Below are 23,119 nucleotides of genomic sequence, written 5' to 3'. Positions count from 1 at the left end.
TACATCATAGATTTTTTCAATTGGGGAGTTGATAAAATCAGGATTCTATTAAAAGGGTGATGCTTAGGCAATGCCCTTTTTTTTATTTGATTTAGAGGAGTTTAAAATCTAGGGCAGGACGTAGATTACTGTATAGAGTCAATTGACGGGCATCTTTTTTTAGACCAAAAATATCCACGCGGTATTGGCCATCTGCCGTTTGTTTTATCCGATCTACTTCAACGATCTCTCGTTTTCCATCCACAGCGTAGAAAAGTGTTCGCCCTTGTGGAATACTTGAAAAACTAATACTGACCTTTCTTCCATCAGCAGTTAAGATTCCATCCTCTTGAGCGCTTAATACAAAACGATCCTTGTAATAACTCGGATAGTAAATAGGTTCTTCAAAAAAGGCTTCATCACTCATGGGTCGTTGCAAGAGTTGCCAGTTGGGATCTGCAGGTAAGTGGGTGCTGATGAGTTGTTGTGGATCAGTTTTATAGTAATAATCATTGCGTTCACGAAGCCAACGGTCTTGGATTACATCTGTATAACCTGCAGCCCAGGTCAAATCAAAGAGTTGCCACTGTCCATTTAAGTAAACTGCGTTCCAGGAATGATTTTTAAAGGCTGTAGTCTCACCAATAACGGCAACCGTTCTTTTTGTGTAACCGTTTATGGTAACAGCCTTTAAGTCCATCAGTTCACAGAGCCGCTTGAATAAATTGCTGTACCCGTAGCACAAGGTGTGTTTTACACGCAAGATCTCATTGAGACGTGTGTCTAAGGCTTGCTGCTCTTTGCGCTTTTTTTCCTCTTCACTGCGATAGCGAATCCAAACGTTCTTGGGCTTTTGTTGGAAGATCTGATTGTAGTCATAGCGGATATTGGCGGTTATCCAACTGTAAATGGCCTCCACGCGATCTTCATCAGTTTTAAAGTCATACGCGATCTTTTTAGCTAGATCGTTTACGGTTTCAAATTCCGTGGGATAAGTGGCCAAGACGGTTTGAATCTCAGGGTTTTGTTGCCCCAAGGCCGTCAGACTGAAAAAAAGCAAAGCAATTAAGGTGCGCATTTGTATCTTTAAATCACTTAAAAGTTACAAAATATCTTGAATCCTGCAGAGTCTTATATTTTAGAGCAACCAGAGCCTTTTAAAAGCATACTCTTGCATTTAGAGGCAACCGTTAGACGCTTGGCTCCAGATGCTGTGCTCAAATACAAGTACCGAATACCTTTCTTTTATATCGATGACAAACCCTTTTGTTATTTAAACGTGACCAAGGGTTATGTAGATTTGGGATTTTGGCATGCTGCACATCTAACAGTCCATTTGGAGCATTTAGAAACTCAAGGCCGTAAGGTCATGAAATCTTTACGCTACAAAGAACTGGAAGCGATAGAGCAACAAATTTTAGAAGAGGTGATTGCAGATGCGTTGAGCGTTCGCGATCGTGGTTTTTATAGCTGATTGATGGTTTTGCGGATCGCGGTAAGATCAGACAAAAGCTTTTCCAATAGGGAAAGATCCAACATATTGGCACCATCACTCTTGGCGTTTGCCGGGTCAAAGTGGGTTTCAATGAATAAGCCGTCAACACCTGCTGCAATTCCTGCACGGGCAATGGTTGCGATCATCTCTGGGCGTCCACCCGTTACTCCGCTAGACTGATTGGGTTGTTGTAAGCTGTGTGTTACATCTAATACCGTAGTGGCAAAGTTCTTCATAGTTGGGATTCCTCTAAAGTCTACCACCATATCTTGATACCCAAACATGGTACCGCGGTCGGTCACCATCACTTGGTCGTTTCCACTTTCCAGTACTTTGCTCACCGCGTGTTGCATGCTTTCCGGGCTCATGAATTGCCCTTTTTTCAAATTGACCACTTTCCCCGTTTTAGCAGCAGCCACAACCAAGTCGGTCTGGCGCACCAAAAAGGCAGGGATTTGAAGCACGTCTACATATTCTGCGGCCTTTGCAGCATCTTCTACCTCGTGGATATCGGTTACTGTTGGCAGATCAAAGTTAGCTCCAACCTTTGCCAAAATTTCCAAGGCTTTGATGTCTCCAATACCTGTAAAACTGTCCAAACGGCTGCGATTGGCCTTTTTGAAACTGCCTTTAAAGATGTAAGGGATCTCTAATCGATTGGTAATAGCCCTTACCTTTTCTGCAATGAGCATGGCCATTTCTTCGCCCTCAATGGCGCATGGTCCTGCCATAAGAAAGAAGTTATTACTGTCGGTGTTTTTTAGCTTTGGAATACTGCTGAGGTTCATCAACTTGAATTTAAGGTGCAAAGATAGCAATCTTCTGAGTCATATAGCTGCAAATCCAATAATTGCGTGTACTTTTGCACCGCCTTAAAACAAGGAACTATGAACATCAAGAACATCGCCATTATTGCGCACGTTGACCACGGTAAAACTACCTTGGTAGACAAGATCATGCACCACTGTCAATTGTTTCGTGAGAACCAACAGACTGGGGAACTCATTCTAGACAACAACGATCTGGAGCGCGAACGCGGAATCACCATTACTTCTAAGAACGTAGCGGTAAACTACAAAGGGACTAAGATCAACATCATTGATACTCCTGGTCACGCCGATTTTGGTGGAGAAGTAGAACGCGTATTGAATATGGCAGACGGTGTGCTTTTGTTGGTAGATGCCTTTGAAGGCCCGATGCCGCAGACGCGCTTTGTGTTGCAAAAGGCGATCTCCTTGGGTCTAAAGCCTTGTGTGGTGATCAACAAAGTAGATAAAGAGAACTGTACGCCTGATTTGGTTCACGAAGCTGTTTTTGACCTCATGTTTGAATTGGGTGCAGAAGAGTGGCAGTTGGACTTCCCAACCGTTTATGGTTCGGCCAAGCAAAACTGGATGAGTGATGATTGGCAGAACAGAACTGATTCTATAGAGCCGCTTTTGGAAATGGTTATGGAGCACATTCCATCGCCTAAAGTAGAAGAAGGAAGCTTGCAAATGCTGGTAACTTCATTGGACTATTCTTCCTTTACAGGTCGAATCGCGATTGGCCGTGTTCAGCGCGGTGAGATCAAAGAAGGCATGCAAGTGAGCCTGATCAAAAGAGACGGTAAACAGATCAAATCCAAGATCAAAGAGGTACATACCTTTGAAGGCCTTGGACGTAAAAAAGTAAGTGAAGTACACGCCGGTGATATCTGTGCGCTTGTTGGATTGGAAGGTTTTGAAATTGGTGATACTGTTGCCGATGCAGAAGCTCCAGAAGCTTTGGCAACCATTGCCATTGACGAGCCAACTATGAGCATGCTGTTCACCATCAACGATTCTCCATTCTTTGGAAAGGACGGAAAGTTTGTGACCTCGCGTCACATCAAAGAGCGCTTAGAGCGTGAATTAGAAAAGAATTTGGCGCTACGCGTAGAGCCTACAGATAGCGCGGATAAATTCATGGTCTTTGGCCGTGGAGTATTACACCTTTCTGTACTGATTGAGACCATGCGTCGAGAAGGTTATGAATTGCAGATCGGGCAGCCGCAGGTGATCATCAAAACTATTGATGGAGTACAATGCGAGCCGTTTGAGGAATTGACCATTGATTTGCCGGAGACCGTGAGCGGAAAGGCGGTAGAATTGGTAACCATGCGTAAAGGAGATATTACCTCCATGGAAGCCAAGGGAGATCGTATGTTGTGTACCTTCTTGATTCCTTCTCGAGGGATCATCGGGCTTAGAAATCAACTCTTAACGGCAACTGCAGGAGAGGCGATCATGACTCACCGTTTCTTGGAGTACCAACCGCTAAAAGGTGGAATTCCGGAGCGTATCAACGGAAGTATGGTTTCTATGGAGAACGGAACAGCGATTCCTTATTCTATTGACAAGCTTCAAGAGCGCGGTAAGTTCTTTATCGATCCGGGAGAGCAGATCTATGAAGGGCAAGTTATTGGAGAGAATTCACGCGGTGATGATATGACCGTAAACGTGACCAAAACCAAAAAGCTGACCAACGTACGTTCTGCAGGAGCCGATGATAAGGCGCGTATTGTTCCGGCTATCAAGTTCTCTTTAGAGGAAGCTTTGGAATACATCCAAAAGGACGAATACGTTGAGGTGACTCCAAACCATTTGAGACTTCGCAAGGTTTTACTCAAGGAAGTGGATCGTAAACGCGCCAAAAACAATTCCTAGTTTCTGTCGTTTAAGTTGCCGTAGGTATTAGGTCAAGGCCGTCAATTTTTTTACCTTCACGCTAAATTCTGCAGCAATTTGAGTACGTACCGCGTAGCCGCTTACCGACCAGAATGGGCCGATGCTTGGAACCAGCTTGTAAGCCAGGCCAAGAATGCGACCTTCTTATTTCATAGAAGTTTTATGGAATATCACGCTGACCGTTTTAAGGATGCATCCCAATGCATTTTTAAAGGCGATAAGCTCGTTGCGCTATTCCCAGCCAACCTCAAAGAAGACCAATGGGTCTCCCACGGAGGCCTTTCTTATGGAGGTTTGGTCATCCCACCATCGGTGAAATTCAACAATTACGTGGAAATGCTCTTGGCCCTTTTTGAGGCTGCCGACGAGCAAGGGATCATTCAAGTGGTCATGAAGGCCATGCCAGACATTTACTGCACTCAGCCCAGTCAGGAATTGGATTACTTAAGCTTTATAGCTGGAGCCAAAACCCTTAAGGTAGAGTCTGCCAGTACCATTGATCTGCGCAACCCGCTGCCGATTCAATCCAATAGATATGAAGGGGTTAAGAAGGCTAAGAAATTAGGCTTGACCATTAAGCAATCAACAGATTTTAAAGGCTTTTGGCAGGAAATTTTGATTCCGAATCTGGAAGCTCGTCATGAGGCCAAACCCGTTCATACGGCGGAGGAGATTGCTGCCTTGCAGTTAGACTTTTCAGAGAACATTCACCTGTTTTTAGTTTATGACAAAAGCCGAATGGTCGGAGGCTGTGTAGTGTTTGAAACTCAAACGACAGCTCATGTGCAGTATATCGCTGCTGGTGCCGATCGTCAACAATTGGGCACTTTAGATCTGCTCTTTGATCATTTGATTATGATGGAATTTGACCATCTGAACTATTTTGATTTTGGAATTTCCACAGTAGATGGCGGCCTGGAACTCAACAGCGGCCTCCTGTATTGGAAGGAGTGTTTTGGTGCGCGCACCACTGCGAATAAGACCTACGGATTCGATCCGAAGAAAACCGAAAAACTAAAAGGCCTGCTTTAATGCGTATCCCCGAATTCATAAAAAGGAATGCCTTACTCAAGATGACCTCGCTCAACGCCGGAGTGATCATGGTACGTCTTGTCATCTCCTTTTTTATAGAGCGCACGGTCTCGATAATGCTAGGTGAAGCTGGGATCTACGCCATTAGTCAGCTTAGAAATGTGCTCTCTTCACTCATGTCCTTAAGTACCTCTGGAGTGTTTAATGGGGTGGTTAAGTATGTAGCAGAGAATAAGGAAAATGAGGAAAGTCTCAATAAGGTTTTCTCTACCGTTATGGTTTTTACCGTCATCGGTTCCCTGGTTGCTGGTGTGGGGCTATTCTTCTGGGCTGAATATTGGAGTGTTGAACTCTTTGACACCCCAGACTTTGCCTATATGATGAAAGTCGTGGCCTTTGTGGTGCCCGCAATTGCCTTGCAAAGGGTCTTTAACGGAGTGATCAACGGTTTGTCTGCTTACAAGAAGTTTGTCAAAATTGAGCTGTTCTCGTACCTACTGTCCTCTGCGGTTCTCATTTTGGGATTATTTCAGTACGGTTTGGACGGAGTGCTTTTTGCCATAAGTATCACGCCAGTGATCCAGTTGCTGACCTTGCTTTATATCTTTCACAAAGTACTGCGGAAGCACTTACACTTCTCCAAACTGCGTTTTGCGGTTCCCTTTGGAAAGGCGCTTTTAGCCTTTACGTTGATGAGCTTTATTTCAACGATCCTCAAGAACTTTATTGAACTGGATATTCGCATCATGATCAAGGACAATATCTCTAAAGACGATGCTGCCTATTGGTCTGCTGTAACTCGAATTTCCATGAATTATATGGTGTTTGCCAATGCCATATTCACGCTCTATGTGATCCCAAAGTTTGCCACTATTACTACTTTGAGCGGCTTCAAAAAAGAAGTGGTCCATATTTATAAAACGCTGCTGCCTTTATTTGGTGTTGGGATGATTTTGGTCTACGTATTTAGAGATTACGTACGCCTCTTGATCTACCCAGAATTTGAGGGTATGGTACCTCTTTTTAAATGGCAGCTCATTGGAGATTTCATCAGATTTGCGGCTTTGATACTCGCTTATCAGTTCTTGGCTAAACGCCGCGTGGTTCCTTTTGTGATCACGGAATTACTTTCCCTAGGATTGTTCTACGGCTTCTCCAAATGGTTGATTGGTGATTACGGGGCAGAAGGAGTGGTCATTGCCCATATGCTGCGTTATGGGGTTTATTTTGTGGTGGTGTTGATCATTGCCTTTACCTACTTCAAACCGCCTAAGGGAGAACCTCAAGAGGTCCAGACAGAAACGTAACGATCCGCGATCTTCTTGTAATCATGTTGGTCTTTTACAAATTGGCGGGCAGCTGCGGCTATTCGCTGTATTTCCTGCGGATTTTCAAGGAGTCTTACCAATTGCTCTTTTAAGTATGCTACCTGTGGCAAGGCGTTGATGACAATGCCTCGGTCTTCTAGTTGGTAATATTCCAAAAACTCCTCAGAAGCACCCGTAAAGACCACTTTGCCTTTTGCCATAGCTTCCAAGGCATTATAGCCTTGATCGTAACTATAAACCTGATCTAAAATGATGTGTGCTCGGTCATAGGCTTTGATGTATTCTGAGTAGGGCAGGCTTTCTGCAGTGATGAGTTCGAATTGATTCCCATGTGACTTTTGAAGCTCTTCCAAAGCTTTTTCAAAGAAGTCGTTTCCTTTTTTGTAATAATTCTGACGATTGATCCCGTGGAAGATCACGATCTTTCCGTCGCTCGCTAAAGGTATCACTGGTAGCTTGTCCAGATTGATGGGATTCGGAATAAGCCCTTTGTATTTTGGATTATTGAGTAGTGGTAAATGGTAGTCCAGATCCGAAGCAATCACGCCATCTACTTGATCCATCACATAATGATGCAAGGCCTCATATTCGGGCCTCAAATATTTGAGCATGGAATAGGCCTGTTTGTCTGAAATCTTTCCAGCAGCGTGCGGCGTTAAAATGCTGTATCGCAATTGCCCGGAATTGGCAAAGGCTACACTGCTGTGATCGGTTCCGCAGGAGAGCACAAAGAGTTTGTCATTGTGGGTTTTAAGCCAACTGATGAGCTCGCGCTCGTGTTTGGGTTGCAGTTCCAGCGAACTCTCATTGATGAGTTGTACCACATCATAGCCTTGCAATTGAGCAGCCTGATCTTTGAACTGCTTGAGCAGGGCAGCAGAGCTCAGATCCAATCCGAAGAAACGGTGAAAAGCCACGCGAAACTTCTTCTGCCAGCCGCTTTGTAAGGTTCTCTTGAGTAATATGTCTGCTGGAAATTTTTTGAAACCGTCGCCAGTAGCAATCAGAGTAACTTCATGACCTTGAGCCAAAAGTCCTTCTTTTAAGGAGTTGTGTAATCGGCTGTATTCCCCGACCAGCAGTATCTTCATAAATGCCCTATATTTACGCGACGCATCTCAAAGGTAGTATAATTTTATGGGGGTCGAAACTCCACAACAGAAACTCAAGGTTTGCCTGGTGACCATTTCCCTCGCTGGAGGCGGCGCCGAACGTTCAACGGCTGTACTGTCTCAGATGCTAGACTCTAAAGGCTATGCGGTGACCACTGCCGTGGTGGTGGATGCCGTGGACTATCCTTACGCCGGAACGCTTTACAAGATCGGTTCTGTAAAAAAGTCAATGGGTTTCTTGAGCTCATTGGCCAATATGCAGCGTTTTCGCTCCTTTTTAAAACAACAGAAGTTTGATCTGATCATCGACAACAGATCCCGTCCGCAGAATTACAAAGAATCCATTTATAGCGGCTATGCTTATAAAGGCTTCAATGTACTTTATGTGGTCCGCAGTTTTAAATTGGAAACCTATTTCCCACAAAGTCATTCATTGGCCAAAAAGATGATAGACAGATCACTCGGTGTAATTGGTGTTTCCAAAGCGATTGCCACCGAGGTGAGTGAGCGCTATCAAACGGATAAAGCACAACACATTTACAACCCATTGCCTTTAAAATGGATTACAGAACAAGCGGGAATAGAAACACAGAAGGGCAGGTATATCATGGCTATGGGCAGACTTTATGACGACGTAAAGAACTACTCGCTTTTGATCGACGGCTATGCTGCTTCCAAGCTTCCGAAAGAAAATATTCAACTCTACCTTATGGGTGATGGTCCAGACAAGGAGAAATTACACAACAAGGTCAAGTCCTTGGGGCTGGAGGAACACGTACAATTTCTGGCGTTCAATCCCAATCCATATCCGGTGCTCCAAGCGGCACTTTGTTCGGTCTTGAGTAGTCACTATGAAGGTTTTCCAAGAGCGGTCATTGAATCACTCGCTGTGGGTACACCGGTAGTTTCTGTAGACTGCCAGAGCGGCCCTAAAGAGATCATTACAGACGGTCATAACGGGCTTTTGGTTCCCAATTATGATGTGGATCGACTCGCAGAGGCTTTAAATAATATTATATTTGACCAATCGTTATTGTCAACAACCACGAGCAATGCAAAGGCTTCTGTAGCGCATTTGGACACAGAGGTGATTGCACAGCAGTGGGATACCATCATTCAAGAATTGTTATGAGCGTAAAGGACTGTAAACATATTTCTATTCCAAAGATCTCGGACCCAGACGGGCGCGGGAACCTCTCTGTTTTAGAAAAAGACATCCTACCTTATGAGATCAAGCGGGTCTACTATTTGTATGATGTGCCTTCAGGCTCTACGCGTGGGGGACATGCCCATAAAGAGTTGCAACAGTTTTTAATCGCTCTGAGCGGGAGCTTTGATGTGGTTTTAGATGATGGAAAAGAAAGACGTGTGGTTTCCTTGAATCGCCCGGATGAAGGCCTTTTGATTCCCACGGGAATTTGGCGGGAGCTGGAGAATTTCTCTTCTGGAGCGGTTTGTTTGTCTTTAGTGTCTGATGTGTATAAGGAATCAGATTACATCAGAGAGTACGCCGATTTTAAATCATTTATAGGCGCTTAGCCCTATGCCCGAACGGGCAGCAATCTCCTTAATTTTATACAAGATTTTCAGTTCCCAGGCGGATCGCCCCAGCAGTTTGCGTTGCTTGCTATTGAGGTTACTCAGTGTGATTTTTTCTGATAGCGCTCGCGCGGTTTCGGAATCTCCTTGCAACTTCGCTTCTAAGGCTAAGCTGTATCTGTTGAGGTCCAGAAACTTCTTTGCTCCAGCGTTTTCTGCCTCTAGAGTAGCGAACTTTTCAAAATCAAGGGTTTTGAAGTCTGCTCCGCGTTGTTGCGAAAGTCCTTTTTTATCACGGATCACACAGGCGTTATAAGCCGGGTCAAAAACCACAGGAACCTTTGCGCCTACGCGTATCCAAAGGTCAGTGTCTTCGGTTCGGCTGAGCGATTCATCAAAACCACCCACGGCTTTCAAAAGCTCCTTTTTTATGGCAACGGTAGAACTATTAATGACCGAATCAATACAGCTAGCTTCAAAGAAATCCAGTTTGATTTTATGGTTAGCAGTCGCCACCGAGTAGTTGCGCTGGCGTTTGTTAGAACCTTCCTGTAAATGGCTGTTATTCGCAAAGACCGATTCGTCCGGAAAGGCAGTAATGGAACTGGCAAGGGTCTCCAAATGCTCAGGATACCAGATGTCATCAGCATCAAGCAAAGCAATATAAGGCTTAGAAGCTTGAGCGATTCCAGCATTGCGGGCCGCAGAGGCACCGCGATTCTCTTGGTTGATGAGCTTTACTCGAGGATCTGCAAGAAAGGGCTCAATCACTTGGAGACTGCCATCTGTAGAACCATCATTGACCAAAAGCAGTTCAAAATCAGGATGAGTTTGCACCAACACACTTTCCAAGGTTCTTTGAATAAAGGCCTGTTTGTTGTAAACGGGAATAACTACAGAGAATGCAATCACTTTTTGAGTTTAATGAGGTGATTCATTCTGTAAACATCAAAGAGAAGCAGGCTGGGATTATTGCTTTTTAAATTCTTGACAATGGCTCTGGAAAAGGCATTGGATACGGCCAAGAACACACCAGTCAATCCAAACTTTTTAAGTCGGTTATAGACGCGTTGAATAGGGCGGAGGTCCGCCTCTAATTTCCCTTGAGCTTCCAATTCCATCGTGGTCTCAATACCTGCTAATGACTTCTTTAAAAAGGTGTCCGAGGACTCCAATCCCAAATGCACCACAGGATTGTCGGTATGCTTAACATGCGCCTTTTGTTTTTTGAGATTGTTGCTGAACAGATTGTCCAAACCATATCCCTTTGCGGTAATGGTATTGCACTTTTGAAACATGTTTTTAGTGATGCACAGACTCTGAGAAATAATGAAATGTGCCTTTTCAGACCGCTGCGCTGCCGATTTTGCTTCCCGCTTCTTGCCGTAGACATAACGCAGCATTTGTTCCCTTTGAGGAGGAGTTGCAGCATACTGTATTCCTCCAAAGATCACATCCCAATTGGTATGAATGTCCGCTAGCATCGTCTTTAAAAAGTCTTCTCGGGCGGGCAAGACATCTGCATCTAAAAACAAAAGCCAATCCGTTTTTGCAGCTTCAGCGAGTTTGGATCGTGTTGCAGTTCGACCTAGATTTTCTGTATTGCTGAGGTATTCAAAACCCAAAGCAGTAGCTTGTTCTTTATTTTGTGAGGCAATGGCCTGATCACTCGAAGCGTCATCACAGATCAAAACCGTTGCGGGGAGCTGATCGGCTTGGATCTGCCGATGCAATTCTTGCAAAAGTTCTCCAATGGCTGTATTGAAGGTTGGAATTAAAATTGAAAGCATGCGCAATTCGAGTTCAACAGTAAAAATACATTTTTAGCTACGATATGTCCTAAAAGCGATTTTTGTTTTACTTTTCTAGTGCAAAAAAAATCAACCGATGAATCGAACCCAAATAGCTGAACTGATTGTTAAGCGCCTGCGTGATGCCCAGGCTGACGTGCAAGAGCAGTATCAAAGCAGCAGTGCGGCTATTGGTAATTTTGTCGTTGATGATCTTTTGCCAGAAGACCTGGCGCTACAGATCCACAAGGCTTTTCCAGACAATAAGGACATGAAGCTCAAAAAGAGCATCAGAGAATACAAGCATGTTGCTGCTCAGATGGATGAGTACGACCCTATTTTGGAAGAGGCCATTTATGCCTTTCAAGATGAGCGTGTGGTGGATTTAGTGCATGAGATCACCGGAATTAAAGATCTCCAGCCCGATGAAAACTTATATGCCGGAGGTATTTCTGCCATGGCGAAAGACAATTTTCTCAATCCGCATTTAGACAATTCACACGATAAGGATCGGGACAAATGGCGGGTGTTGAACTTACTTTTTTATGTGACTCCAGAATGGCAAGACGCTTATGGCGGTCATTTAGAGCTTTGGCCAGAAGGAGTCAAAAAGCCGCAAATCACCTTACACAGCAGGTTCAATAGATTGGCTGTGATGGCTACCCATCAAAAGTCCTGGCACAGCGTGAGTCCTGTAAAACACGCAGGTACAAGACAGTGTGTTTCCAACTATTATTTCTCAGATTCTGCCCTTACGCCAGAGGATCGTTTTCACGTGACCTCCTTTAGAGGGCGACCCGATCAAAAGCTTAGAGATTTGGTGCTTCAAATGGATGCTAAAGCGCGTATGGCCTTGCGCAAAGTCTTTAAAAAAGGCGTTAGAGAGAATCCACACGTTTATAAAAAAAATCAGTCTAAATAGCGCTGTCTTTGGCGCGGCACAACTTTTGTATCTTTAGTGAGCAAGAAAATTGTTCATTATGCGATTGACAAAACTTTTTACCCTAGCCTTAATCTTTTTGGGAGCAATCAGCTATGCTCAGGAATCCTTATACCTAAGTCCTTCCGCTTCAAAAACGGTGTCCAATTCACTGATCATTACTTCGGATGGTAATGTGGGAATTGGCAAGGCCAGTCCCGAGCACGCTTTAGAGGTCAACGGCCGGATTCACGCCAAATCTGTAAAAGTGGATTTAGAAGGTTGGGCAGATTTTGTCTTTGCTTCGGATTATAAACTTCCCAGTTTGTCGCAAATGGAGGCCTACATCAAAAAGCATGGACATCTACAAGGGATTCCATCAGAACAAGAAGCGCTTAGTCAGGGCATTGATTTAGGCGAGATGAACACTCTTTTATTGCAAAAGGTGGAGGAATTAACGCTCCATTTAATTGAAAAGGATAAAAAGATCACCGAGTTGGAAGCGCGTCTGGCAAGACTAGAAGCTTTGATGACCAAAGAGGACTAAGATGCGCAAGATCCTACTCTTATTATTGGTTTTAAGCGCTTTGCCCGTCTTGGGGCAAGAAGCTTCTTGGGCCTATTTACGCATGAAGCCAGACCTCCCTGCCTTAGTAGATAAAGAAGCAGCGGCTTTAGCAGCTACAGGTTCCGATGCATTGGATGCAAAACTCAATGCGGTGCCCAACACCATATTGCGCAATGCCTTCTTGTATTCCAAAAATCCGGTATTAATGCGGACCTATTTGTTGATCAGCCCTCGAGAAGATCTGGCGCAGCAGTTGGTGGAGGAGTTCCCGGAATATTTCGAATTCTATGAAAACCTCAAACCAGAAGATGCTAAAGTATTCTATCCCAATGATTACGGCAGTACCAATCCCTTGGGGACTACCACTACAGAAGGATTTACTTTAGATTATTTAGATTTTTTAGATGCCCCTAAGGCTTGGTATTATACCACGGGCTCAAGAGATATTATCATTGGAATTTCAGACGGTCGCTTGGACACCACAAATGTCGATTTTAAAGGCAAGAGCAGACAATTGCGTTCCTCAAGCGTTTCTAACGGGCACGGCTACAGTATTTCTGCCAATGCCGCCGCCCAAGGAAACAATGGTTATGGAATTCCGGGTATTTGCTACGATTGCAGTATATACGGCACCAGTTACGGTTATTTTAAAACCTTAGAACAGTTGGTAGAATTGTCTTATGCTGGAGCGCATGTGATCAATTGCAGTTGGGGCTCGCATGTATATTATGAAACCGCCCAACAGGCCATTTATGAGATCTACAATAATGGAAGCATAGTGGTAGCTGCCGCTCATAATAAGGATTGGAAGGTGACCAAAGGTAAAAAGCCTTATTACCCGGCGTCTTATGACAAGGTGATCTCGGTAAGTGCCGTGATGCATCGCTATGATGATCCAGCGGACAACATTTTGATAGACGTCAAAGACAATTTCTATTCGGCCAATGTGAAGAATATCGTGGGGCGAACCATGGGTTATCCCAACAATGACTTGGAAGCAGAACCTTTTGTTTGGCCTGTTTCTACGGCTAATTTGAATAAGGAAGTGGATATTTTAGCGCCCAGTGTGGGTTTATTCAGCTATTCTAAGTTCATCCTAAAAGATACCATCAGTTACAGTATTTCTGAGACTACTTCTGGGGCAACGCCTTTGGTTTCTGGGACGATTGGCTTGATGTTATCCTTGAATCTCTGTTTGAGTTTCGAGCAGGTGGAATCGATCTTGAAAGCTACTTCGACCAATATTGATAGCTTGCAGGCTAACAAACGTTTTAAAGGGTACTACGGATCGGGCTCTTTGAATACGGGCCGGGCAGTGATCTTGACCCATCACTTAATGACTCCTAAAGAAGAGGCCGTAATTGAGAATCAGGTGTTTGATCGTTGGGATTTTGAGTTCCGATCTGTAGCGAGAAATACGATTTTGCGCAATCAGGTATTCCGCGAAAGCAGCACCCTAAAAATCGAAGCTAAAGAAGGTATTGAATTGCGGTCGGGAGTGGAGCTGAGTCCTAATGCATCCGGAGGCATCTTATTGACTATGGATCCTGAACTGGAAATAAGCTGTCCGGAGAAACAACCGGAGAATCGGGAGGTCATTTTGCCCAAAGGCGAATCGCCTTAATCTTATAAAGCATTAGATGAAATTATGGGATTTACAACCCCTTAAGGTAACAGTCGAAAAACGGTCTTGATAGGTTTATGAGTTCAGCGTTGTAGTCTGCTCTTTGCATGGTCGATCCTATTTTGTGTTTTTTAATCGTACCGTCTTTTGCGTAATAGCTATGATTAATTATTTCGATCACGTCTTTTGCGGTGTATCCATCTGGCATTTGAAAAAAATCAAAGGAAAAACTTGTGCCAAAGCCAAAGACTTTACCATCAGTCATTTTAGCGCAAAATCCTGTCCATCCCATTGAAGTCTCTCCTCTTATCTGAGAAAGGATCTCCTTCGAAAACGCATATGGGCTTAGTTCAATTCTGGCAATATCAAATTCACTTATTCTATTACCTGTTGTGACAAATAATTCAACTATTTCTTTGTATCCATGGCCAGAAGTACTTGAGAAAATACTTTTTCCTTTTCGTTCTTCATCGAGCCTTTTAATAGCCTGATTAGTTTTATGATCAGGATTTCTGAATCTGACACACGGCAAGTAAGTTCCATCTTTCAAGTAAACTGATGCTCTATATCCGTTCCCACAAATTTCATCGTAGATCGGCTCAACATTTTCTTTTAAAAACTTAATTTTCTCTTCGAGCAACATCTGGTGAGATTATAAACTTTTGAACACAATTTACCCTTTCGGTTTGTGGATCTTTCGGATCTTAAAAGGCTTTTGTTTTTGAGACTCAAAATAGGTTCGCATCTGCAGGTCAATGATAATCCCCGAGGTGTAAAACTGAATTCCCATCAGCACAAATAATACCCCCACAAAGACCAAAGGACGGTCTCCGATCTCATTACCGATCAACTTCTCATAAAGCAGGTAAGCGTTGATGATCACCCCGAGTCCGAAGAACAGCAAACCAAGATTCCCAAAAAGGTACATGGGCTTTTGCAAATAGTTGCGCTGAAACAAGATCAAGATCACATCATTTACCACTTTGACCGTTCGACCTAAACCGTATTTGGACTTCCCGAATTGGCGTGGCCTGTGATTGACGGCAACCTGAGTAATTCGGGCGCCATTCAAATAGGTCAGCAAACTGATAAAGCGATGCATTTCCCCATAGAGGTTGAGCTCTTTGGCGGTCTCCGCTCTAAATATTTTTAAAGCACAACCTTGATCTTTCACATTGAACTTGGTCGCCTTGCGAATGATGAAATTGGCAATCTTAGAAGGGATCTTCTTTAAAAAGGAATCCTTGCGATTCTTCCTGAAGCCGGTAATCATGTCCCAATCTTCAGCCTCCATTTTGGCCAACATTGCTGGAATATCCGCTGGATCATTTTGCATGTCGCCATCTAAGGTCACAATAAAATCACCGCTAGCGTAATCAATTCCGGCTGCCAAAGCCATAGATTGGCCGTAGTTCTTTTTAAGTTCAATGAGGTGCACCTGCTCATGACCCAGTTTTAAGATCTCTGCACGGGTGTTGTCCGTAGAACAATCGTCTATGTAAATAAGCTCGTAGCTGAACCCTTTAAGCGCTTCTGCTACCTGTGCGGTAAGCGGAGCAACATTATCCTCCTCGTTATACAAGGGAATGACTAGGGAAAGTTTTACAGGGTCTGCCATGAAGATTGCTTAGGCTTGCAATATAGCATAAAACTAAAGATTGGGTGGTTGATAGACCCTAAAGTATGGCGTCTGATCTACCAAGGTCCAGCGTTCTTTGATCAGCACAGAAAGACGTGCCGATTCTTCATAATTGTTAGGGTGATCTTCAAAGGGTTCTAAAAAGACGGTCACTTTTTTAGCTACCAAGATTTGATAGTGCTTTTCAATTTCTCCCGCCAAGTGGTGGTCAAAGACCCAATCTACCCCAATAGGGTTTTTAGTGTCCGTTACATAGTGCGCCAAGGTCATACTTGGCACCACAGTGAAATTATCGTATTGCTCGCTGAGGTTTTTGAGTTCTTGGTACTGCTGATGGGTTTCAGCGTCACTTTTTATTCCGGCTAACCTCGGGAATACCTCTCCCATGGAGTAGGTGAGCTCGCTGCGATTAGAATCATTATACACCGTTTGATAACCAACGGAAAAACACAATACGAACGCCAACAATACTGCCGCGGCCGATCCTTTGGAGAGTTCCACTTTAGGGAGTTTGATCAGTAACACATAAGTCGCTATGACCATAGCAACGGCGAAGTGTACCGGTGTTTTAAATCCATTGCTGATAGAGGCGCACCAACTCAATCCGAGCAAGAGCAGCAGCAAACTAAAGCCTTTGTCTCTGCGCCACATCAAAAGCCCAAAGAGCACGGCTAGTAAAAACCAAACCTGATACAGCCAAGCCTTGACCGTATGGTAAGAATCGGGGTTGAAAAAGAGGTAGATCAAATATCCAACTATGGCTAAATTCAGCACCACATAACTGGCCTGAAGCGGAATCCGCTTTCTAAAGAAATAAAGAATTCCTCCAAGGGGAATTAACCAAGCGGCCTGACTTTTAAAGGCCAGGGCGTAACTTTTAAAACCTGCTTTATAGAGGGAGCTGCCGCTAGTAAAACTAAATGTCTGGGCATAAAAGGCATCCCAAGCGCCTTGACTGAGAAGCAAGCCGGCAAAACATCCAGCGAAAAACAAACCAAATCCTGTGAGAATAAAGAGCTTTTTAAAGTCTTTCTGCAAGGCCAAATAGCCTGCGATCATGACCGGGAAGAAGTAAAAGGATTGCTTGCTCAGCACGCTTAGGGCAATAAAAAATGCCGCAATCGCAATTTGATGCCAGCGCTGATAGCTCAATAAAATATACAGGCCGATCACTCCAAAAAACACTCCGTCTATTGTGTTCCAAGGCATGGGCGGATAGTTGTGGATGGTCACCACCGCTGCGAGTGCGGAGAGAAAATAGCGCTCTTCACTGCTGAGATTGAGCCATAGTCTGGAGACCAGCTTGACCGCTAAGAACGAAAAGCTAAAGACCTGCACAAAATAAAAGCCGCGGTTGAGCAAATAGGCGTGATCCTCGGTTAAATAAAGCAATAAGGAATGAAAATAGGGCGGTAGTGCGGGTTTGATATAGTAGAAATCAAGATGCGGAAAGTAGCCGTTATACATTGACCAAGAGATCCCAAAAATGGAACCCATGTCGCCGTTTTCCAGCCCGTAGGGTGTGTAGAAAAGCAAATAGCCAATCAGGCAGCACCAAAAAAGGATCTTGAAAGTGTTTTTAAACCAAAAGCCAGATTGCAGCTGTGTAGTTTGAGCCATACTAGACGGTCTTTTGCACCACCTCAAAGATCTGCTGCTCGTCACACTTCAAGGTTTTGGACGGGTATTTTAGGATCAGGGCGTAATCATGCGTGGCCATTAAAATGGTGTTCCCGTTCTTATTGATCTCTTGCAGGACTTCCATAACTTCTACGGAGGTCTGAGGGTCTAAATTTCCAGTGGGTTCGTCTGCCAATATGATCTCAGGTTCATTAAGTAGGGCGCGCGCGATGGCAATGCGCTGTTGTTCTCCTCCGGACAGTTCATAAGGATATTTGAATGCCTTAGTTTCCATGCCTACTTTAGAGAGCACAGCTTCAATGCGTTGGTCCATTTTGGGTTTTTCCTTCCAACCGGTAGCCTTAAGCACAAACATCAAATTCTCTTTGACCGTTCTGTCGTTAAGCAGCTTGAAATCCTGAAAGACCACACCCAACTTTCTGCGTAAAAACGGAATGTCTTTTTCTTTGAGGGTGCTGAGGTCGTAATCGGCTACAAATCCTTCACCTTGCTTTAAAGGGAGGTCTCCATAAAGCGTTTTCATAAAGCTACTTTTCCCAGAGCCAGTCTTTCCAATAAGGTATACGAATTCTCCTTTGTTTACAGAAAGGTCTACATCTTTCAAAATCAAATTTTGATTCTGAAAAATAGAGGCTTTAGAGAGTTTTACTACGGCTTCTGACATGAAACGATCGGGATTTTAGGCGTTGATACGAAAATACTGTTTTTGTGCTAAGGTCTTTAAACGGCTGCTGAGTTTTTTTGTAACAAAGTAACCAACAGGACGTTTGTTAATAAACAACGCTTGAATTGCGATAATGTTTATAACCCCTGAATAATTTAGCTGGAATCAGCGCGTTATTAGGATAAGTATCACGCTATCTTTATTGGCGTTTTAACCCAAAATCATGAAGAGATACCTCACCGTATTTTACCTATTTCTTATGCTGAGTGTGGGTAGTTTTGCCCAACAATCTGCAGTCTACACCAGTGACGATGTCACCTTTAAAAAAGCAGTTGCCCTCTACAATAACGGTCAGTATTTAGCCGCACAGCCTTTGTTTCAACGCATTGGTCGTGAAGCCGAAGACGATGGTCTAAAAAGTGAATGTGCTTATTATGCTGCCAACTGCGCAGTACGCCTCAACCAACAGGGCGCGGATGCGATGATGGAAGCCTTTGTGGCGGATTATCCAACTAGCGTCCGCAGAAATTCTGCCTATATCGATGTGGCGGAGTATTATTTTGAGAACGGCAAATATTCCTATGCCAGAAAGTGGTACGACAAGGTAGATGATACCCGTCTGAACCGTTCTGACCTGGAACGCTTTTATTTCAACAATGGTTACGCCTATTTTAAAAGCAAGAATTGGGATGAGGCCAAGACCTATCTCAATCGGGTGGCGGATTCTAAGAACTACGGTTCTCAAGCAAAGTATTACCTCGGATTCATCGCCTATGAGAACGATGCCTATGAGGAGGCCAACGATTATTTTGACCAAGTTGGAGACAATCCGGCCTATAATGAAGAGCTGTCGTACTATCAGGCAGACATGAATTTTAAGCTCGGAAATTTTCAAAAGGCGATCGACCTTGGGAAAGAACAGTACGATTCCGCAGCACCAAAGGAGCGTTCAGAGCTGGCCAAAATCATTGGTGAGAGTTATTTCAATCAAGAGAAATACGCTGAAGCCATACCTTATCTACAAGAATTCAAAGGCCGCAGGGGCAAATGGAACAATACCGATTACTATCAGTTGGGATATGCCTATTACAAACAAGGCCAATACGCGGAGGCTATTGCGGAGTTCAATAAAATTGTGGACGGCCGTAATTCCGTTGCACAGAATGCCTTTTATCACTTGGCCGAATCTTACCTCAAATTAAACAAAAAACAAGAGGCACTCAATGCTTTTAAGAATGCTTCAGAGATGGACTTCTCTGCGGAGATCCAACAAGATGCTTGGCTCAATTATGCCAAGTTGAGTTATGAGATCGGGAATCCGTATACCAGCGTGCCGCAGGTATTGGCGAGTTATATAGAAACTTACCCAGATTCAGAGGCCAATGCCGAATTGCAAACCCTACTCATTGATTCCTATATCACCTCTAAGAATTATGAAGAAGCTTTGAATCTCTTGGAGCGTGAAAAGGATCCAGCCTCAAAGGCGGCTTTTCAAAAAGTAGCTTTTTATCGTGGGATTGAATTGATCTTAGACAACGAATACGCAGATGCAGAAGGCTATTTGGATCGCTCCTTAACGCAAAAACTGGACGCGGCCTTTACGGCCAGAGCCACCTATTGGAAGGCGCAGTGTGACTATGAACTCAGCAATTATGCCGATGCCTTAGTAGGCTACAGACAGTTTAGTCAATTGAACGGTAGTGCTGCAACCCCAGAATGGCGTGATTTCAAATATCACAAAGGCTATGTGCATTTTAAGTTGAAGGAATACGATAGCGCCATTGAGGACTTTAAAAGCTTTTCCGCTTCAACAGCCGATCTTGACCTTAAAAACGATGCACTCTTGCGTTTGGGGGACAGCTATTTTGTGACCAGTAAATACTGGCCAGCCATGGAGCATTATAATATGGCCATTGAAGGCGGAGTGCCGTCCACGGACTATGCAGAATTTCAAAAGGCGATTTCCTACGGTTTTGTAGATCGCAATCCGCAGAAAATAGAAGGTCTAAAGAATTTTGCGAGCAAGTATCCGCGTTCCGCATACAAAGATGACGCGCTTTATGAACTGGGCAATACCTACGTGAGTATTGACAACATTCCAGAAGCTATGCGAACCTATGATCAGTTGGTGCAGGACGTGCCGCAAAGCAGTTATGTGCCACGAGCGCTTTTGAAAAAGGCCTTACTCTTGGATAACGACAATAAATCTGATGAGGCCTTAACTATTTTTAGAGCTGTAGTGGCTGATTATCCAGGAACACCAGAAGCTTTACAGGCTGTGTCTTCTGCCAAGCTGATCTATATTGATCAAGGTCGTGTGGATGAATACGGTTCATGGGTTTCTTCTTTGGATTTTGTTGAGGTTGCTGATTCTGAATTGGACGACGCTACCTACAAAGCCGCAGAACAATCGTTTTTGGCCAATAATAAGCGCCAGGCGATCACCCGATTCAAAACTTACGTGGAAGACTTCCCGAACGGACGTCATGCGCTACAGGCCAATTTCTATTTGGGGCAATTGTACTACGGAGAACAAGAATATACAGAGACCATTCCGCATTACACTTATGTGGTGGAACAAGCGCGCAGCGAGTATACCGAGCAAGCGCTTTCAAGACTGTCTCAGGTGTATTTGGAAGCTGAAGATTACGCACAAGCCATTGGACTCTTGGAACAGTTGGAGCAAGTAGCTGACTTCCCAGAGAACATCATCTTTGCGCAGTCTAATATTATGAAATCCAGTTATGAATTGGATCGCTATGAGCAGGCAGTGACCTATGCAGACAAGGTATTGGACAATCCCAAGATCGACACCAAAGTGAAAAGTGATGCGCAGATCATCATTGCGCGTTCTGCTTGGCAAACGGGAGATATGGATAAGGCTAAATCCGCCTATAATGAGGTTAATAAAATTGCCACAGGATCGCTCAAGGCTGAGTCACTTTATTACAAAGCATACTTCCAAAATGCAGATGGGGAGTACGCTGCCTCCAATCAAACGGTGCAAACTCTGGCCAAGGATTATTCTGGCTACAAAGAATTTGGTGCCAAAGGCTTGGTGATTATGGCCAAGAATTTCTTTGCTTTGGAAGACGCTTATCAAGCCACTTATATTTTGGAAAGTGTGATCAGCAATTTTGCCGATTATCCAGAAGTAGTCAGCGAGGCCGAAGCAGAACTGGCAACCATAAAAGCAGCTCAGGCCAAAACCAACGCTTCTGTAGAAACGGGAGGCACCAATTAATTCATCATCAATCTATTTCTAATGAACTTTTTTAACAGACTGATTGCGCTCAGTGTTCTACTCCTATTAGGGACCTATACTGCCTACGGGCAAGATGACGATGACGAGCAAACCCTCGATACCGAGGTGGTCAACGTGGTTCGTCCGTATAGTCCGAGTCTATCTGACGCTTTTAAAATAAAACAGACTCCAGAGATCAACGATTCCATTACAAGTCAAAAGCAAGACGTGACCTACGGGATCTATTCAGTGCCTGTGGCTTCTACCTTTACACCAGCGAAAGGAACCGCTGTAGGCGTTGAAAAGGTGGAACGTGCGGCTTTGTATGACAATTACGCTACCCTAGGTTTGGGGAGTTATACCACGGCTTTGGCAGAATTTTACTCGAGTTGGCAGTTGAGCCGAACGGATAACTTCGGACTCTTTTTGCAACACAATTCGGCTCAAGGAGATATTGAGGATATTCCTTTAGATGCTAGCTTTCTAGATACAGACCTCGCGCTATCATACACCTCTTTTCAAAGAGATCTGGGTTACGATATCAATTTAGATGTTACCCATCAACTTTACAATTGGTATGGGATTAATCAAGACCTTTCTTTCCCAGATGATGTAGTGAACGGTATAGATCCTACTCAAACTTATTTCAGTGCTTTTTTAAGTGGAGGATTGACTTTGGAAGATTCGTATTTCAAGTCGGGCCGTGGAACCATAGGTTTCTTGTCTGACAAGTTTGGGTCTAATGAGATCCGAGCCATTTTAACGCCACAGATTGAGCTCCCAATCACAGACTACCGCTTTTTGGTAGATGTGGATCTGGACTTTGTTTCTGGAAGTTTTGAACGCGGTTATTTTGACGACCAACCCATTGACTACGGATTCTTGAATTTAGGAGTCAGTCCGGCACTTGAGATTCTCAATGATGACTTGACGCTCTTTTTAGGAGCTGCTGTTTATATGGGCCAGGACATTGAGAATAGCGATACGGACATTTTTGTGTATCCCCGTGTACGTGCGTCTTACAGACTTTTGGACGATACGGTGATTGCCTACGGAGGAATAGAAGGAGATCTCAATCAGAATTCTTATTACGACTTTAAAGAGACCAATCCTTTTGTGTCACCGACCTTGATGATCGCCCCAACAGATCAACTCTACGATGCCTATCTAGGGATCAAGGGTAAATTTGCGGGTAACGTGAGTTACAACCTTCGCGGTGGATACAGCAATGAAAACAACAAGCCTTTGTTCTTGTCTAATCCGTATAAAGGTGCAAGTGCAGGTTTTGAGGGCTATGAGTTTGGCAATTCGTTCCAAGTGGTCTATGATAATGTGGAAACGCTCAATTTCTTTGGTGAGCTCAAAATTGCTTTAACCGAGAAAGCCACCTTTGGAGTAAGTGGAAACTACTTTGGCTATACCGGAGAGCTCACAGGCAGCAATCCGTGGAACTTACCGGAATTCACGGCCAACGCCTCTGTGGACATTCAGTTCAGTGATAAGTTCTTTGCGGGAGCGAGCCTCTTCTTTGTTGGGGAACGCCAAGACGTATTCTCAGATACCTTTACCAACACGCTTCCTGTGGTGGTCACTTTGGATAATTATTTTGATGCCAATCTTTACGGAACTTACCGCATCAACGAACGCGTGTCCATCTTTGTACGAGGAAACAATTTGGTGGGAACCAACTATCAGAAATGGTATAACTTCCCGGTTCAGGGACTGCAAGTGCTCGCAGGAGCTACCTATAAATTTAATTGGTAGTACTGCGGACTTGATCCTAGAAAGGCATTGACAGATTCGTGGGTATTGTTGTATTTTTATGCAAAATATCCAA

20 protein-coding genes are annotated in these 23,119 nt (G+C 44.0%); 11 read left to right on the top strand and 9 right to left on the bottom strand.

The features are described from left to right. Positions 1-91: 91 nt before the first annotated feature. Positions 92-1,057 carry a transglutaminase domain-containing protein gene (locus POW22_RS10695; RefSeq protein ID WP_272832659.1) on the bottom strand — a complete coding sequence of 322 codons (966 nt, stop codon included), beginning with the start codon at positions 1,055-1,057 and terminating at the stop codon, positions 92-94. A gap of 36 nt (positions 1,058-1,093) precedes the next feature. Here POW22_RS10695 and POW22_RS10690 point away from each other — a divergent pair, with 36 nt between their 5' ends. Continuing rightward, on the top strand, positions 1,094-1,453 hold the full coding sequence (locus tag POW22_RS10690) for a DUF1801 domain-containing protein (protein ID WP_272832658.1): 360 nt from the start codon (positions 1,094-1,096) through the stop codon (positions 1,451-1,453). Here the strand turns inward: POW22_RS10690 and kdsA are convergent. Further along, positions 1,444-2,262 carry a 3-deoxy-8-phosphooctulonate synthase gene (gene kdsA, locus POW22_RS10685; protein ID WP_272832657.1) on the bottom strand — a complete coding sequence of 273 codons (819 nt, stop codon included), beginning with the start codon at positions 2,260-2,262 and terminating at the stop codon, positions 1,444-1,446. The genes POW22_RS10690 and kdsA overlap by 10 nt on opposite strands. Positions 2,263-2,361: 99 nt before the next feature. Between kdsA and typA the strand changes: the two genes are divergently transcribed. From typA to POW22_RS10670, 3 genes are all read left to right on the top strand, one after another. Next, entirely contained in the window at positions 2,362-4,161 is a 1,800-nt protein-coding gene (gene typA, locus POW22_RS10680; protein ID WP_272832656.1) for a translational GTPase TypA, read from the top strand. A gap of 78 nt (positions 4,162-4,239) precedes the next feature. Then, positions 4,240-5,214 (top strand): GNAT family N-acetyltransferase, encoded by a 975-nt coding sequence (locus tag POW22_RS10675; RefSeq protein ID WP_272832655.1) that lies wholly within the window; start codon positions 4,240-4,242, stop codon positions 5,212-5,214. Continuing rightward, on the top strand, positions 5,214-6,521 hold the full coding sequence (locus POW22_RS10670) for an O-antigen translocase (RefSeq protein WP_272832654.1): 1,308 nt from the start codon (positions 5,214-5,216) through the stop codon (positions 6,519-6,521). The genes POW22_RS10675 and POW22_RS10670 overlap by 1 nt, the downstream gene beginning before the upstream one ends. Here POW22_RS10670 and POW22_RS10665 read toward each other — a convergent pair. Further along, positions 6,497-7,633, bottom strand: a complete 1,137-nt coding sequence (locus POW22_RS10665; RefSeq protein ID WP_272832653.1) for a glycosyltransferase family protein — start codon at positions 7,631-7,633, stop codon at positions 6,497-6,499. The genes POW22_RS10670 and POW22_RS10665 overlap by 25 nt on opposite strands. Before the next feature lie 46 nt (positions 7,634-7,679). Here POW22_RS10665 and POW22_RS10660 point away from each other — a divergent pair, with 46 nt between their 5' ends. Together POW22_RS10660 and POW22_RS10655 are read left to right on the top strand one after the other, a co-directional pair. Further along, positions 7,680-8,786, top strand: a complete 1,107-nt coding sequence (locus tag POW22_RS10660; RefSeq protein WP_272832652.1) for a glycosyltransferase — start codon at positions 7,680-7,682, stop codon at positions 8,784-8,786. Then, the gene (locus POW22_RS10655) at positions 8,783-9,193 is read left to right on the top strand and encodes a sugar 3,4-ketoisomerase (RefSeq protein ID WP_272832651.1); all 411 of its coding nucleotides are present in this window, start codon (positions 8,783-8,785) and stop codon (positions 9,191-9,193) included. Before POW22_RS10660 ends, POW22_RS10655 begins: the two co-directional genes overlap by 4 nt. Here the strand turns inward: POW22_RS10655 and POW22_RS10650 are convergent. Both POW22_RS10650 and POW22_RS10645 read right to left on the bottom strand, forming a co-directional pair. Then, complete coding sequence (locus POW22_RS10650) at positions 9,176-10,105, bottom strand: glycosyltransferase family 2 protein (RefSeq protein WP_272832650.1); 930 nt, start codon at positions 10,103-10,105, stop codon at positions 9,176-9,178. The genes POW22_RS10655 and POW22_RS10650 overlap by 18 nt on opposite strands. Continuing rightward, the gene (locus POW22_RS10645; RefSeq protein WP_272832649.1) at positions 10,102-10,983 is read right to left on the bottom strand and encodes a glycosyltransferase family 2 protein; all 882 of its coding nucleotides are present in this window, start codon (positions 10,981-10,983) and stop codon (positions 10,102-10,104) included. The genes POW22_RS10650 and POW22_RS10645 overlap by 4 nt, the downstream gene beginning before the upstream one ends. Positions 10,984-11,080: 97 nt before the next feature. On the opposite strand from POW22_RS10645, the gene POW22_RS10640 reads away from it, so the two are divergent. Genes POW22_RS10640 through POW22_RS10630 form a run of 3 tightly spaced genes read left to right on the top strand, consistent with a single transcriptional unit; the run spans position 11,081 to position 14,094 of the window. Next, positions 11,081-11,905: a 2OG-Fe(II) oxygenase gene (locus POW22_RS10640; RefSeq protein WP_272832648.1), complete on the top strand. Its 825-nt coding sequence runs from the start codon at positions 11,081-11,083 to the stop codon at positions 11,903-11,905. Positions 11,906-11,963: 58 nt separating this feature from the next. Continuing rightward, a complete protein-coding gene (locus POW22_RS10635; RefSeq protein ID WP_272832647.1) occupies positions 11,964-12,449 on the top strand; it encodes a hypothetical protein in 486 nt (161 codons plus the stop codon). Between the two features lies 1 nt (position 12,450). Continuing rightward, the gene (locus POW22_RS10630; protein WP_272832646.1) at positions 12,451-14,094 is read left to right on the top strand and encodes a S8 family peptidase; all 1,644 of its coding nucleotides are present in this window, start codon (positions 12,451-12,453) and stop codon (positions 14,092-14,094) included. Positions 14,095-14,125: 31 nt separating this feature from the next. Here the strand turns inward: POW22_RS10630 and POW22_RS10625 are convergent, their stop codons facing one another. The 4 genes from POW22_RS10625 to POW22_RS10610 are packed head-to-tail and all read right to left on the bottom strand — an operon-like array spanning position 14,126 to position 18,038. Then, positions 14,126-14,737 (bottom strand): hypothetical protein, encoded by a 612-nt coding sequence (locus POW22_RS10625; RefSeq protein ID WP_272832645.1) that lies wholly within the window; start codon positions 14,735-14,737, stop codon positions 14,126-14,128. Between the two features lie 30 nt (positions 14,738-14,767). Then, positions 14,768-15,712, bottom strand: a complete 945-nt coding sequence (locus POW22_RS10620; protein WP_272832644.1) for a glycosyltransferase family 2 protein — start codon at positions 15,710-15,712, stop codon at positions 14,768-14,770. Positions 15,713-15,745: 33 nt separating this feature from the next. Then, positions 15,746-17,353 (bottom strand): hypothetical protein, encoded by a 1,608-nt coding sequence (locus POW22_RS10615; protein WP_272832642.1) that lies wholly within the window; start codon positions 17,351-17,353, stop codon positions 15,746-15,748. Position 17,354: 1 nt separating this feature from the next. After that, the gene (locus tag POW22_RS10610) at positions 17,355-18,038 is read right to left on the bottom strand and encodes a cell division ATP-binding protein FtsE (RefSeq protein WP_272832641.1); all 684 of its coding nucleotides are present in this window, start codon (positions 18,036-18,038) and stop codon (positions 17,355-17,357) included. Between the two features lie 223 nt (positions 18,039-18,261). Between POW22_RS10610 and POW22_RS10605 the strand changes: the two genes are divergently transcribed. Then, on the top strand, positions 18,262-21,282 hold the full coding sequence (locus POW22_RS10605; RefSeq protein WP_272832640.1) for a tetratricopeptide repeat protein: 3,021 nt from the start codon (positions 18,262-18,264) through the stop codon (positions 21,280-21,282). Positions 21,283-21,303: 21 nt separating this feature from the next. Further along, positions 21,304-23,046, top strand: a complete 1,743-nt coding sequence (locus POW22_RS10600; protein WP_272832639.1) for a porin family protein — start codon at positions 21,304-21,306, stop codon at positions 23,044-23,046. Positions 23,047-23,119: the final 73 nt, after the last annotated feature.

Origin of the sequence: Gilvibacter sediminis (assembly GCF_028561565.1) — a bacterium.
Taxonomy (GTDB): Bacteria; Bacteroidota; Bacteroidia; order Flavobacteriales; family Flavobacteriaceae; genus Gilvibacter; species Gilvibacter sediminis.
Note: the sequence above shows the minus strand (reverse complement) of the source record. Positions and strands in the feature narration are given on the sequence as shown.

Excerpts from the sequence above, each read along its gene's own strand:
- POW22_RS10660 (WP_272832652.1), top strand. The coding sequence starts at position 7,680 with ATGGGGGTCGAAACTCCACAACAGAAACTCAAGGTTTGCCTGGTGACC.
- POW22_RS10605 (WP_272832640.1), top strand. The coding sequence starts at position 18,262 with ATGAAGAGATACCTCACCGTATTTTACCTATTTCTTATGCTGAGTGTG.
- POW22_RS10665 (WP_272832653.1), bottom strand. The coding sequence starts at position 7,633 with ATGAAGATACTGCTGGTCGGGGAATACAGCCGATTACACAACTCCTTA.
- kdsA (WP_272832657.1), bottom strand. The coding sequence starts at position 2,262 with ATGAACCTCAGCAGTATTCCAAAGCTAAAAAACACCGACAGTAATAAC.
- typA (WP_272832656.1), top strand. The coding sequence starts at position 2,362 with ATGAACATCAAGAACATCGCCATTATTGCGCACGTTGACCACGGTAAA.
- POW22_RS10610 (WP_272832641.1), bottom strand. The coding sequence starts at position 18,038 with ATGTCAGAAGCCGTAGTAAAACTCTCTAAAGCCTCTATTTTTCAGAAT.
- POW22_RS10600 (WP_272832639.1), top strand. The coding sequence starts at position 21,304 with ATGAACTTTTTTAACAGACTGATTGCGCTCAGTGTTCTACTCCTATTA.
- POW22_RS10630 (WP_272832646.1), top strand. The coding sequence starts at position 12,451 with ATGCGCAAGATCCTACTCTTATTATTGGTTTTAAGCGCTTTGCCCGTC.
- POW22_RS10620 (WP_272832644.1), bottom strand. The coding sequence starts at position 15,712 with ATGGCAGACCCTGTAAAACTTTCCCTAGTCATTCCCTTGTATAACGAG.
- POW22_RS10635 (WP_272832647.1), top strand. The coding sequence starts at position 11,964 with ATGCGATTGACAAAACTTTTTACCCTAGCCTTAATCTTTTTGGGAGCA.
- POW22_RS10695 (WP_272832659.1), bottom strand. The coding sequence starts at position 1,057 with ATGCGCACCTTAATTGCTTTGCTTTTTTTCAGTCTGACGGCCTTGGGG.
- POW22_RS10655 (WP_272832651.1), top strand. The coding sequence starts at position 8,783 with ATGAGCGTAAAGGACTGTAAACATATTTCTATTCCAAAGATCTCGGAC.
- POW22_RS10625 (WP_272832645.1), bottom strand. The coding sequence starts at position 14,737 with ATGTTGCTCGAAGAGAAAATTAAGTTTTTAAAAGAAAATGTTGAGCCG.
- POW22_RS10645 (WP_272832649.1), bottom strand. The coding sequence starts at position 10,983 with ATGCTTTCAATTTTAATTCCAACCTTCAATACAGCCATTGGAGAACTT.
- POW22_RS10670 (WP_272832654.1), top strand. The coding sequence starts at position 5,214 with ATGCGTATCCCCGAATTCATAAAAAGGAATGCCTTACTCAAGATGACC.
- POW22_RS10615 (WP_272832642.1), bottom strand. The coding sequence starts at position 17,353 with ATGGCTCAAACTACACAGCTGCAATCTGGCTTTTGGTTTAAAAACACT.
- POW22_RS10640 (WP_272832648.1), top strand. The coding sequence starts at position 11,081 with ATGAATCGAACCCAAATAGCTGAACTGATTGTTAAGCGCCTGCGTGAT.